This window comes from Kitasatospora sp. NPDC058115 (genome assembly GCF_042884635.1).
In the GTDB taxonomy this organism is placed as follows: Bacteria; Actinomycetota; Actinomycetes; order Streptomycetales; family Streptomycetaceae; genus Kitasatospora.
The window spans coordinates 122482-133652 of record NZ_JBHVTL010000010.1 but is presented as its reverse complement, the minus strand read 5'-3'; the positions used below and the strand labels follow the sequence as shown (position 1 = coordinate 133652).

General features: G+C 75.7%; 12 protein-coding genes. 6 read left to right on the top strand and 6 right to left on the bottom strand.

Going from position 1 to position 11171, the window contains the following annotated elements; translation table 11 throughout:
* Positions 1-4: 4 nt before the first annotated feature.
* From ACFVVL_RS13315 to ACFVVL_RS13295, 5 genes are all read right to left on the bottom strand, one after another.
* On the bottom strand, positions 5-1060 hold the full coding sequence (locus tag ACFVVL_RS13315; RefSeq protein WP_387674295.1) for an AAA family ATPase: 1056 nt from the start codon (positions 1058-1060) through the stop codon (positions 5-7).
* 50 nt (positions 1061-1110) lie between these two features.
* Entirely contained in the window at positions 1111-2598 is a 1488-nt protein-coding gene (locus ACFVVL_RS13310) for a hypothetical protein (protein WP_387674292.1), read from the bottom strand.
* The gene (locus ACFVVL_RS13305; protein ID WP_387674289.1) at positions 2595-3488 is read right to left on the bottom strand and encodes a trypsin-like peptidase domain-containing protein; all 894 of its coding nucleotides are present in this window, start codon (positions 3486-3488) and stop codon (positions 2595-2597) included. Before ACFVVL_RS13305 ends, ACFVVL_RS13310 begins: the two co-directional genes overlap by 4 nt.
* 56 nt (positions 3489-3544) lie before the next feature.
* Positions 3545-3991 (bottom strand): CU044_2847 family protein, encoded by a 447-nt coding sequence (locus ACFVVL_RS13300; RefSeq protein ID WP_387674287.1) that lies wholly within the window; start codon positions 3989-3991, stop codon positions 3545-3547.
* A gap of 124 nt (positions 3992-4115) precedes the next feature.
* Positions 4116-4889 carry an alpha/beta hydrolase gene (locus tag ACFVVL_RS13295; RefSeq protein WP_387674284.1) on the bottom strand — a complete coding sequence of 258 codons (774 nt, stop codon included), beginning with the start codon at positions 4887-4889 and terminating at the stop codon, positions 4116-4118.
* Positions 4890-5092: 203 nt separating this feature from the next.
* On the opposite strand from ACFVVL_RS13295, the gene ACFVVL_RS13290 reads away from it, so the two are divergent.
* Positions 5093-5905, top strand: coding sequence for a hypothetical protein (locus ACFVVL_RS13290; RefSeq protein WP_380294456.1), 813 nt, complete (start codon positions 5093-5095; stop codon positions 5903-5905).
* A 25-nt stretch (positions 5906-5930) separates the two neighbouring features.
* Here the strand turns inward: ACFVVL_RS13290 and ACFVVL_RS13285 are convergent, their stop codons facing one another.
* Entirely contained in the window at positions 5931-6305 is a 375-nt protein-coding gene (locus tag ACFVVL_RS13285; RefSeq protein WP_380294457.1) for a DUF6401 family natural product biosynthesis protein, read from the bottom strand.
* A gap of 178 nt (positions 6306-6483) precedes the next feature.
* On the opposite strand from ACFVVL_RS13285, the gene ACFVVL_RS13280 reads away from it, so the two are divergent.
* The 5 genes from ACFVVL_RS13280 to ACFVVL_RS13260 all read left to right on the top strand — a co-directional run bounded on the left by ACFVVL_RS13280 (position 6484) and on the right by ACFVVL_RS13260 (position 11162).
* Positions 6484-7410, top strand: coding sequence for an LLM class F420-dependent oxidoreductase (locus ACFVVL_RS13280; RefSeq protein WP_380294458.1), 927 nt, complete (start codon positions 6484-6486; stop codon positions 7408-7410).
* Between the two features lie 218 nt (positions 7411-7628).
* Positions 7629-8321 (top strand): AAA family ATPase, encoded by a 693-nt coding sequence (locus ACFVVL_RS13275; RefSeq protein ID WP_387674279.1) that lies wholly within the window; start codon positions 7629-7631, stop codon positions 8319-8321.
* 306 nt (positions 8322-8627) lie between these two features.
* Entirely contained in the window at positions 8628-9641 is a 1014-nt protein-coding gene (locus tag ACFVVL_RS13270) for a zinc metalloprotease (RefSeq protein ID WP_387674276.1), read from the top strand.
* Positions 9642-9823: 182 nt separating this feature from the next.
* Positions 9824-10288 carry a universal stress protein gene (locus ACFVVL_RS13265; protein WP_387674273.1) on the top strand — a complete coding sequence of 155 codons (465 nt, stop codon included), beginning with the start codon at positions 9824-9826 and terminating at the stop codon, positions 10286-10288.
* A 43-nt stretch (positions 10289-10331) separates the two neighbouring features.
* Positions 10332-11162: a DNA-formamidopyrimidine glycosylase family protein gene (locus tag ACFVVL_RS13260; RefSeq protein ID WP_387674270.1), complete on the top strand. Its 831-nt coding sequence runs from the start codon at positions 10332-10334 to the stop codon at positions 11160-11162.
* Positions 11163-11171 lie beyond the last annotated feature (9 nt).

Genomic DNA, 11171 nt, shown 5'->3' with positions numbered 1-11171 from the left:
CCGCTCAGCTCTCGTTGAGCGGGCGCAGCAGGACGTCGTGCAGGACGTCGTGGCCGCGCTCGCCGTCCCCGAGGCCGCGTCCGGCCATCAGCAGGGCGTTGAGCAGCTGGTCGTTGGCCAGCTCCGCCCCCTCCTCCCGCTGGCGGCGGAGGAACTCGGCGATCAGCGCCCTGGTCGACCCGGCGGCCGCCGTCTCTTCGCCCAGGTGGGCGGCGACCATCGCGGCGAGCCGCTCCGCGCCCGGCGGCTGGATCTCCAGCCGCACGCAGCGCCGCAGCAGGGCGCTCGGGAACTCGCGTTCGCCGTTGCTGGTGAGCACGACCAGCGGGAACTGCGCGCAGCGCACGATCCCGCCGCGGACGACCGTCGTCCCGCCGTGGTCGGCGGTGCCGACGGTGTGCTCGCCGGGGCCGAGCCGCACCAGCTCCGGGATCTCGAACTCGCCCTCCTCGAAGACGTTCAGCAGGTCGTTGGGCAGGTCGAGGTCGCTCTTGTCGATCTCGTCGATCAGCAGCACCCGGGGCCTGCGCCAGGGCAGCAGCGCCGTGCCGAGCGGGCCGAGCCGCAGGAAGCCGCCGATGCCGGGCTCCCCGGATTCCCGGTCCACCCGGAGGTGCTGGGCGGGTCGCCGGTCCGCCGCCTCCCGCCGCAGCCCGGCCTCGTGCAGCCGGCCGATCGCGTCGTAGCTGTACAGCCCGTCGCGCAGGGCGGAGCGGCTGGTGACCGGCCAGCGCAGCACCGGGCCGAGGCCCAGCTCATGGGCGACGGCGTACGCGAGTGTCGACTTGCCGACACCGGGTTTGCCGGTGATCAGCAGCGGACGGCGCAGGTGCAGGGCGAGGTTGACCAGCTGCACCTCCCGTTCGTCGGCCCGGTGGGCGGCGGCCTGCCGGGCCCGGCCGAGCCGGCGGGCCGTCACGGCCCCGGACTCCTCCGGGGGCAGCTCCTGCACCGCCTCGCCCGGCTCGCCGAAGGCGCGCCAGGCCGGGGCCTCGGGGAGCCGGGCGATCTCGTCGTGGGGGACGCCGGTGCCCCGGTAGATCCACCAGTCCTCGGCCATGTCCGCTCCTGTCTCGCTGCGTGTGGTCCCCGGCCCGCGGGGTGTGCCGCTCATCCGGCCATCCCCGGGAACGGGCTGTCCTGGTCCGGGTCCACGCAGTCCGGGTCCTCCCAGAGCAGCGTGACGTCGTGCCGGGGGTCCCGGGTGCGGGCGCGGAGCTTCCGGCGGTACCGGTGGACGGTGTCGGGCAGGTCGGCCAGACGGGCCGGCCGGTGCTCGCGCAGCGCCTCGACGAGGACGTCCGCGTCACCGGCCACCCGCCGCCAGAGCAGCCCGGGCAGGCCGTCGAGGTACATGGCGTCGTCCACGGCGTACCGCACGTCGGCGTGGAGCTGGTCGTACGGCACGTCGAGGCCCAGGCAGGCGAGCGCGGGGCGCGCGGCGAGCCAGTCCGGCAGGTCGGCGACGCGCGCCGGGTCGAGCGGGGGCCAGCCGATCCGGTCGAGCGGGTCGGCCCGGCCGTCCCCGGCCACCAGTCCGCCGAGCTGATCCCACCGGGCGTGCCAGGCCTCGAAGTTGACGAACTTGTCGGTGTAGCGCTCCAGCGAGCGGACCACCACCGGATGGTGCTGGCCGATCGGGCGCCCGGTGGAGCCGGAGGACCACAGCTCGGCCGCGTGGCTCAGCATCGACCGGGGGAGCAGGAACTCGATCCGCACGGCCTTGCCGCGGATCTCCCGCTCCAGCGCCGGCCAGTGGACCAGCGCGGCGGCGCCGGCGGCGGCCAGTTCGCTCCGGGTGAGCGAGGCGATGACCGGGAGGCGGTCGGCGCGCTCGAACGGGCCTCCGGCGAGCGGCTGGCGGTAGTAGGACAGCCGCAGACGGTACCGGGTGTCGCCCGTGTGCTCCGGGGTCTCCTCGTCCAGCCGGATCTGGATGATCAGCCGCACCTGGGGCGCGGCCGCGGGTGCCGGGCCGCCGAAGGCGTCCACGAAGCGCCGCAGCGCGGGCAGTTCGGCGTGCCGGGTGACACGCGGGTCGGCGCCGAGTGCGCGCAGGAAGCCGGTGAGCGGGCCGAGGACGTCGGGGTCGCGCCGGTCGACGAGACGGCCCAGGAGTTCGGGCAGGCTCTCCTCGCCGGTGAGGTTCCGCAGTCCGGAGGTGTTCCCGGGGACATGGCGGTGGAGCCCGGGGAGCGCCGGGAGGCGGAACAACTCGGCCACCACTGACGGCAGTTCGCCGGTGTGCGGTTCGGGGTCGCGGGTCAGCAGCAGCGCGGTGAGGTCCAGCCAGGGCAGGGCGGCGTCGTCCGGGGCCAGGGCGCGCAGCGCGTCGCACAGGGACTCCAGCGCGGTCCGGGGATCGGCGCGGGCCGCGACGGCCTCGACCAGGTTGCGGACGTGGGTGCTCGGCCGGCCGTGCTCGGTGATGTCGGCGTCGATGCCGGGGGTCGCGGCGGATCGCCCCATGGCGGCGACGAGTTGTTGCCGGAAGTCGTGCCGGAGCATCCTGGGGCAGCCGAGGAGGACGTCGGTCAGCAGGAGGTCCGCCGCCCCGCTCCACGGTCTCGGGGGCGGCGTCGGCGCCGCTCCGCTCATCCGGTCTCCCGCTCGCCGACCGCCCGTCCGACCAGCCGGCGCAGGTCGTCGAGCGCCCCGTCCTCCGGGGCCAGCCCGGCCAGCGCGGTGACCAGGGCCCGCAGGGCGACCCGGCCGTCGCGGAAGCTCCGGCAGCCCGCCACGACGGCGTGCAGGTGCAGGCGGCGGTCGGGCAGTTCGTCCGCCTCGAAGCCGTAGGGCAGGCCGAGTTCCCGGCCCATCGCGTCCAGCAGCAGGAACCGGCCGTCGGAGCGCCGCAGCAGCCGGAAGGCCATCAGGGCGGCGACCAGTTCGTCGTCGCCCGGCGGCGGCGCGGGCGGGCCGGGCGCCGCGGGCCGCGCCGTCCCGAGCAGGGCGTCCAGGGCGGCGGCCGGGGTGAACCAGCCGCCGTGGTCCAGTTCGTAGGAGCGGCTGCCCTTGAGCACCCCGTGGACCAGCCCGTCCGCGCCGACGAGCATGCTGCCGCTGTGGCCGTCCCGCACGCCGTCGCCGCTCACCCGGACGAAGTCGCCCGCGGGGCCGACGACCCGCAGGGCGAGGGTGTCCGGCCGGGCGGTGCCCAGGTCCGGGGTGTGGGTGGAGAAGCCGAGCGCCGTCAGCCGGGTGCCCGTCGCGAGCTCCCCGGCCCCCAGCGGGGCCACCGGGTGGCCGCTCCAGCCGGGAACGGCCAGCAGCGCGAGGTCGGGGAACGGGTGGAACGGGCCGCCGGTGCCGGTCTCCGGGAACAGCCGGAGGGCCTGGGCGGCGACGGGGTGCACGTCCGGACCGTGCCGCAGGGTCACCGGGGCGGCCTCCCGCCGGGCTCCCACGAGGACGTGCGCGGCGGTGACGGCCAGGCCGGGCGCCACCAGGAACCCGCAGCCGGCGAAGTCACCGGCGACCTCGACCATGACCGCACAGGACCGCAGGGGATCGGGGCCCGCACGGCCGGGCGCCGCCGTGGTGGTCACTCGGCGTCGGCCGCGCCCGGGAGCGGGGACGGCTGCTGCGCGGTCCGCCGGCGGCGTTCGGCGAGGTCCCAGGAGAGCCGGACGGTGAGCCCGGCCTCGCCGCCGGCCTCGGCGATGACCCCGAGCAACTGGCCGGACTTGACCGCCAGTTTGAGGCCGAACTCGACCTCGAAGGCGTCCGGTGAGCCCGCCGCGTCCTGGGCGATGCTCTCGGCCGCCCAGCGGCCCACCCCCTGGACGGTCGACCGCACCTGGTCCAGCGTCAGGGCGACGGCCTCGCCCAGCTGTTCGGTCGCCCGGCGGGCCCCGCCGCCGAGCCGGGCGTCGCCGAAGGGCTCCCGCTTGGGTGAACTTCCGTCCTGCTGCTGGAAGTTCACCTCACCGATCACCTCGGCGCGGACGGTCGTGCCGTCCCCGAGGTCGATCGTCACGGTTTCGGTCACGGGCCCCGCCCCTTTGGAAGATCTGGTTCCGACGGTCCCTCAGAATACCCGCCCCGGCAGGCCGGGGAGCCCGCTTCGGCCCCGGCGGGAAACTCCCCCGGCCCGGCCCCGGCCGCAGGCGGCCTCAGGCGTCGGTGGGCAGCGGGCGGGACGGGGAGCGGGGCGGGGCGCTGCGGGGGTGGGCGGGCAGCGGCAGGCCGAGGGAGGCGTCGGAGCCGGGCGGGAGGGCGAGTGCGGCGGCGGCCTCCGGCGGCAGGTCGCGCAGCCCGAGCAGGCCGGAGGAGAGCCGGGCGGTGGCCCGGTGCCAGTCGCCGATCCGCCGCATCAGGGTGTGGCCGGTCCCGGCGACGGTGTAGCCGCAGACCCGCGCGCCGGCCGCGCGGCCCCGGGCGGCGAAGGCGCGGGTGTCGGCGGGGGAGGTGATCCGGTCGAGGTCGCCGTGCAGCATCAGGACGTCGCGCCCGGCCAGCTGCTCGCACGGGTCCTCGGCCGGGCACCACGGGGCGAGCGCGACGACGCCGGTGACCGTGGGGTGGCCGGCCGCCCGCAGCGCCGCCCGGCCGCCCATCGAGTGGCCGACCAGGACGGTCGGCACCGGGCCCAGCTCCTCGGCGAGGTCGTCGAGCGCGGCGACGGCGTCCCGGGCGGCGTCGGCCCGCTCGCCGTTCCAGCCCCGGTGCCGGTAGCGGACGCTGCCGACCGCGATGTCCGCGCCCGCGGTCTCCCGGCGCAGCGCGCGCACGAAGCCGGTCATCCGCAGACCGGCCAGGTTGAGCGGCCCGGGCCGGGAGAGGTTGTGCTCCTGTCCGCCGTGCAGGACCAGGACCGCGGCGCCCGGCCGCTGCGGCCGCCCGTGCCAGACCAGCGCCCGGTGACCGCCCCCGCCGTTGTCGCCCAAGGTCCGCCCCGTTCCCGCCCGTCGTCCGTGTTCCCGGACCGCCACTGTACGCGGCGGGGGCGCCCCGGCGGCAGCGGCGGGTTCACCCGCGGAGGCCAGTGCGGGCCGCCGGGGCGTGCGGGCGTCCGGGGACCCTGCTATCCACGAAGGGTGGGGGGTCCCCGCGCCGCTCCCGGCGCGGTGTCGCCGAGTGGAGGACTCCCGTGGCTCAGCAGCTCGCACTGTCCGTCGACTTCGGCTCCGGCTTCACCGAGGCCTGGTCGAAGGTCGCCAAGTTCATTCCGCAGTTCATCGCCTTCCTGGCGATCCTGGTCATCGGCTGGTTCGTGGCCAAGGCCATCGCCCGGATCCTCGACCGCGTGCTGCGCCGGGTCGGCTCCGAGAGGGTGGCCGAGCGGTCCGGGATCGCCCGGCACCTGGAGGGCTCGAAGTACGACCTGACCGGGATCGTCGCCAAGATCGTCTACTACGCGATCCTGCTGATGGCCCTCCAGCTGGCGTTCGGCGTCTTCGGCCCGAACCCGATCAGCGTGATGATCAACGGCATCGTCGCCTGGCTGCCGAAGGGCATCGTGGCGGTCGTCATCGTGGTCGTGGCGATGGCCATCGCGAACGCCGTGCGCGACATCGTGCGCAGCGCGCTGTCCGGCGCGGCGTACGGGCGGACGGTGGCCACCATCGCCTGGGCGTTCATCGTCCTGCTGGGCGTGGTGGCGGCGCTGGGGCAGGCCGGGATCGCCACCGCGATCACCGGACCGGTGCTGGTCGCGGTGCTGGCCTCGATCGCGGGCGTCCTGATCGTCGGCGTCGGCGGCGGTCTGATCATCCCGATGCGTCAGCGCTGGGAGCGCTGGCTGGCCAGTGCCGAGCAGGAGACCGCCAAGCTGCGCGGCAGTGCCTACCAGGCGGGACGCTCGGACGCGCTGACCAACCAGCCGGCCCGGCCGACCACCCCGGCCACCCCGCCGCCGGCCCCGGGCATCGACCCCGGCCGGCCCGGCGAGCAGCCGGGCTGAGCGGGCGGCCGGCCGCCCGCCGGGCTCAGGCCGCGAGCAGGCCGTCCTGCCGGACCAGCCAGCAGATCGCGGTCAGCCGGTGCACCGCGTAGTCGTACCCGACCGGTTCGCGCCAGCCGATCTCGGTGAGCGCGTCGAGGAAGCCCAGGGCGTAGTCCGACAGCTCCTCGCGGTCCAGGGGCCGGGGCAGCAGCTCCGGCCCCTGCGCGTACAGCAGCTCGCGCAGTTCGGCGGCGTGCTGGTCGACCGCCGCGGTGAAGCCGGGCTCGAAGGCGAACTCGGCGAGCCGGGGCGTGAAGGCGGCGACGATCCCGGGCAGCGGACAGCCGGCCGGGCGGTTGCGCGGGTCTGGGGAGTCGTCGGGGGAGCCCCGGTGCGACTCGTCGGGCGTGACGGGCATCCGTCCACGGTAGGCGAGCGCGGGAGCGGCTCCGGCCGCCCGGGGCGGTTCCGGGCTGAGACCTTGGCCACGCCGCCGTCACCTCCGCCCGGCCGGCCGGCGGACCGGAGCGGAACCTTCGGTGCGGGTTCGGGGGATCCGCGGTGGGAGCGGGGCGGTCCGTACCAGAATGGCCGGTATGGATCTGCGTATCTTCACCGAACCCCAGCAGGGTGCGAGCTACGACACCCTCCTGCGGGTGGCCCGGACCACCGAGGAGCTCGGGGTCTTCAGCGCCTTCTTCCGCTCCGACCACTACCTCAGGATGGGCGACGTCAGCGGCCTGCCCGGCCCGACCGACGCCTGGATCACCCTGGCCGGCCTGGCCCGCGAGACCAGCACCATCCGCCTCGGCACCCTGATGAGCGCCGCCACCTTCCGGCTGCCCGGCGTGCTCGCCATCCAGGTCGCCCAGGTCGACGCGATGAGCGGCGGCCGGGTCGAGTTCGGCCTCGGCGCGGGCTGGTACGAGCAGGAGCACGCCGCCTACGGCATCCCCTTCCCGAAGGAGAAGTTCGGGCGGCTGGAGGAGCAGCTGGAGATCATCACCGGTCTCTGGAGCACCGCCGTGGGCGAGACCTTCGACTTCGAGGGCGAGTACTACCGGCTGAGCGAGTCGCCGGCGCTGCCCAAGCCGGCGCAGGCGAAGATCCCGGTGCTGGTCGGCGGCAAGGGCCCGACCCGCACCCCGGCGCTGGCCGCCCGCTTCGCCGACGAGTTCAACCTGCCGTTCGTCTCCGTCGACGAGACCGCCGCCCAGTTCGGCCGGGTCCGCGAGGCCGCCGAGAAGGCCGGCCGCCGGGCCGACGACCTGGTCTACTCCAACGCCCTGGTGGTCTGCGTCGGCCGGGACGACGCCGAGGTGGCCCGCCGGGCCGCGGTGATCGGCCGCGAGGTCGACGAGCTGAAGGCCAACGGCCTGGCCGGCACCCCGGACGAGGTGGTGGAGCGGATCGGCCGGTTCGCCGCCGTCGGCTCCCAGCGGATCTACCTCCAGGTCCTGGACCTGGAGGACCTCGACCACCTGGAGCTGATCGCCTCCCGGGTCGCCCCGCAGCTCGGCTGAGCGGTCCGGCCCCCGCTCCGCCGCGACGGCCGGCCCCGACGGCCGGCCGTCGCGGTCCGCTGTAACGCTCCCGGGGCGGTTCTGTGACGCACCCGGGGCGTGGAGGGCTCGGCCCGGACCCGGTCTGACCACTAGTCTTTACTCTCTCTTGAAGGGGGAAGGCTCTTCGGGAGGCGGGTCCGGGAGAGCCCGGGGCTGCGGGGAGGCAGGGGGTTTCGATGGCGGACGTGCAGGTCTCCAGGACGGTCCTCGACCGGACGGTGCCGGCGCCCCGGGCCGGCTGCCCGGACGTCGCGGCGGCGCCGGCCGGCGCCGCGCTGCGCCCGCGCGGGCTGCAGGACCTTCGCCGGGCCGGGCGGGGCCGGGCCCGGCCGGCCGCGCTGCACTACCCGGCGGACGACCTGCTGGTGGTCTCCGGACTGCCGGGCAGCGGGAAGAGCACCCTGATGCGCCGCTGCGTGAGCGCCCGGCTGGTCGACTCGCAGCTGGTCCGCGAGGAGTACGCGGCCCGGCTGCCGGCCTGGCTGCCCTACGCGGTGTACCGCCCACTGGTGCGGATCGCGCACTACCGGCGGCTGCGGCGCGCCGTGCTGGCCGGCGGCCCGCTCGCCGTGCACGACTGCGGGGCGGTGCCGTACGTGCGCCAGTGGCTGGTGCGGATGGCCGAGCGGCAGGGGCGCCGGGTGCACCTGGTCCTGCTGGACGCCAGCGCCGAGGAGGCCCGCGACGGCCAGCGCGCCCGCGGCCAGGCCGTCTCCGCGTACGCCTTCGCCCGGCACCGTGAGGCGGCCCGGCGGCTGCGCCGGCGGCTGGCGGGGACGGGGAGCCCGCCCGCCGGATGTGCGTCGGCCGTGGTACTCGACCGGGCCGGTGCGCGTGCCCTGCGGGAGATCGTCTTCCTGGCGTCGTAGTCTCGGCGAGGCGGTTCGGGCGCCCGGTTCATCCCGTTCGTCCTGTTCCGCCGGCCGCCGCACCGCTGCGCGGGGCAGACGGGGTGTCACGTTTCGGACAGGCCGGGGCCGGTCCTGTGCGCAGGTGCGCGACGGGACATGCTCCATGTGCGGCGAGGTCGGACCACTCGGACTTCCGGGTTATGTCCGATTTGTCGTCAGGAGTTCCAGGCCGGAACACGTCTGACGCGTACACGCGACCCTGCGTAGCCTGTGGCACGGCGGCCCCCCTCAACCGCCGTCCCCCACCACACTCCAGGAGCGCAGATGCGTCGTTCCGCCCGTGTCCCCTCGCGTGCCGCCCACAAGTTCCTCGGCGCCGCGGCCGTCGTCGCCGCCCTCGGCCTCACCCAGTTCGCGGCTCCCGCCGCGACGACCGCCGCCGGTGCGCCCGCCCAGGCCCCGTCCGCCGCCGCCTGCACCGGCGACACCTCCCAGGACGCCACGGCCCGCAAGCCCGCCGGCAGCCCCGGCGCCCAGGAGCCCAACGCCGTCACCCAGACCCAGGCCCAGGCCATGGACGCGGACCTGCAGTCCCGGCTCAGCCAGCTGGCGCACTCCCCGCAGGGCGGCAACACCCTGGTGGCCCCCGGCACGCTGGCCGCCACGACGACCATCCCGGTGTACGTGCACGTCGTGCACTCCGGCACCACCGGCAAGCTGTCGGCCACGACCATCGCCCGTCAGATCGACGTCCTCAACGCCGCCTACGGCGGCCAGGGCACGGGCAACACCGCGAGCCAGTTCCGCTTCCAGCTGGTCGCCACCGACTACACCGACAACGCCACCTGGTACAACGGCGTGACCCCGGGCTCCAGCGCCGAGAAGGCGATGAAGACCGCGCTGCGCAAGGGCGGCGCCAGTGCCCTCAACCTCTACAGCGCCAAGCTCGGGCAGTCGCTGCTCGGCTGGGCGACCTTCCCGAGCTCCTACCGGTCCAACCCGACCGACGACGGCGTGGTGATCCTCGACTCCTCGTTCCCCGGCGGCTCGGCCACCAACTACAACGAGGGCGACACCGCCACCCACGAGGTCGGCCACTGGCTCGGGCTCTACCACACCTTCCAGGGCGGCTGCAGCGGCCAGGGCGACTACGTCGCCGACACCCCGGCCGAGGCGAGCGCCGCCTACCAGTGCCCGGCGGGCCGGGACACCTGCACGTCCCCCGGTGTCGACCCGATCCACAACTTCATGGACTACACCTACGACTCCTGCATGACCCAGTTCACCCCCGGCCAGGTCGCCCGGATGTCCAACTCCTGGGCCGCCTACCGCGCCTGACGGACCACCGGGCGGCGATCCGGAATCCGGCGGAACCCGGCGGGTGCGCGGCGAGGACGCCGTGCACCCGCCGCACCCGTTTCGGAGGTGTGCGAACCGATCGGCGCGGCAATTGGCGGACAAATGTCCCTGTTGATCTATGTTTGGAGGGCAAGGGAGCACGTCGAGCAAGGAGCAGCGGCATGGCCAACAGCGCGAACCCCAGGATCGTCGTCGGTGTGGACGGCTCGCCCGCCTCGGAACGGGCGCTGCGCTGGGCGGTCGACTACGCCCGGGTGACCGGCGGCACCGTCCACACCGTCGCGGCCTGGGAGTACCCGGCGTTCTACGGATGGGCCGGGGCGAGCGTGCCCGCCCCCGAGTTCAACCCCGAGGAACTGGCCGGCAAGACCCTCTCCGACACCGTCGCCAAGACCGTCGGCGCCCGGTCCGACGTGCGGATCACCGAGTCGGTGGTCCCCGGCAACGCCGCCCAGGCGCTGCTGGAGGCGGCCCGGGGCGCCGCACTGGTCGTGGTCGGCAGCCGCGGCCTCGGCGGATTCACCGGCGCCCTGCTCGGCTCGGTCAGCCGCCACCTCACCGAGCACGCCCCCTGCCCGGTGGTCGTGGTCCGCCACGGCGCGGGCGGCGAGGAGGCCGCCGAGTAACGCGCACCTGCGACGGGCCGCCGCGCGGGGGGAGGATGGAGGCATGCCAGAAGGTGACTCCGTCTACCGCGCGGCGGCCCGCCTGCACGCCGCGCTCGCCGGGCAGGTGCTGACCACCGGCGAGCTGCGGGTGCCCGCCCACGCCACCGCCGACCTCGCCGGGCGGCGGGTGCTGGAGGTCGTCCCGCGCGGCAAGCACCTGCTCGCCCGCCTGGAGGGCGGCCTCACCCTGCACACCCATCTGCGGATGGACGGCCGCTGGGTCGTCTTCCGCCCCGGCGAGCGGTGGACCGGCGCGCCGCTGCACCAGATCCGCGCCGTCCTCGGCACCGAGCGGGGCACCGCCGTCGGCTACCGGCTGCCCGTGGTCGAACTGCTGCGCACCACCGACGAGCAGCGCGCCGTCGGCCACCTCGGGCCGGACCTGCTCGGGCCCGACTGGGACCCGGCCGAGGCGGTCCGCCGGCTGCTCGCCCACCCCGGGAGGCCGGTCGTCGAGGCCCTCCTCGACCAGCGCAACCTGGCCGGCATCGGCAACGTGTACGCCAACGAGCTCTGCTACCTGGCCGGTGTCACCCCGTGGACGCCGGTCGGCGAACTGACGAGCGCCGACCGGCTGGTGGCCCGCGCCCACCAGGTGCTGGACGCCAACCGGCTGCGTTCCGGCCACGTCACCACCGGTGACACCCGGCGCGGCCACCAGCAGTGGGTCTACGGCCGGGCCGGCCGGCCCTGTGCGCGCTGCGGCGCCACGGTGCTGACCGCGGACCACGGCACGGCGCCGCGGGAGCGGCCCGCCTACTGGTGCCCGTCCTGCCAGCGCGGCCCCGCCCCGGCGGTCCGGCCCGGTCCGCCCGGACGGCGCGGGCGCTGAGGGCCGGCC

Excerpts from the sequence above, each read along its gene's own strand:
- ACFVVL_RS13315 (WP_387674295.1), bottom strand. The coding sequence starts at position 1,060 with ATGGCCGAGGACTGGTGGATCTACCGGGGCACCGGCGTCCCCCACGAC.
- ACFVVL_RS13310 (WP_387674292.1), bottom strand. The coding sequence starts at position 2,598 with ATGAGCGGAGCGGCGCCGACGCCGCCCCCGAGACCGTGGAGCGGGGCG.
- ACFVVL_RS13305 (WP_387674289.1), bottom strand. The coding sequence starts at position 3,488 with ATGGTCGAGGTCGCCGGTGACTTCGCCGGCTGCGGGTTCCTGGTGGCG.
- ACFVVL_RS13285 (WP_380294457.1), bottom strand. The coding sequence starts at position 6,305 with ATGCCCGTCACGCCCGACGAGTCGCACCGGGGCTCCCCCGACGACTCC.
- ACFVVL_RS13280 (WP_380294458.1), top strand. The coding sequence starts at position 6,484 with ATGGATCTGCGTATCTTCACCGAACCCCAGCAGGGTGCGAGCTACGAC.
- ACFVVL_RS13275 (WP_387674279.1), top strand. The coding sequence starts at position 7,629 with ATGGCGGACGTGCAGGTCTCCAGGACGGTCCTCGACCGGACGGTGCCG.
- ACFVVL_RS13270 (WP_387674276.1), top strand. The coding sequence starts at position 8,628 with ATGCGTCGTTCCGCCCGTGTCCCCTCGCGTGCCGCCCACAAGTTCCTC.
- ACFVVL_RS13265 (WP_387674273.1), top strand. The coding sequence starts at position 9,824 with ATGGCCAACAGCGCGAACCCCAGGATCGTCGTCGGTGTGGACGGCTCG.
- ACFVVL_RS13260 (WP_387674270.1), top strand. The coding sequence starts at position 10,332 with ATGCCAGAAGGTGACTCCGTCTACCGCGCGGCGGCCCGCCTGCACGCC.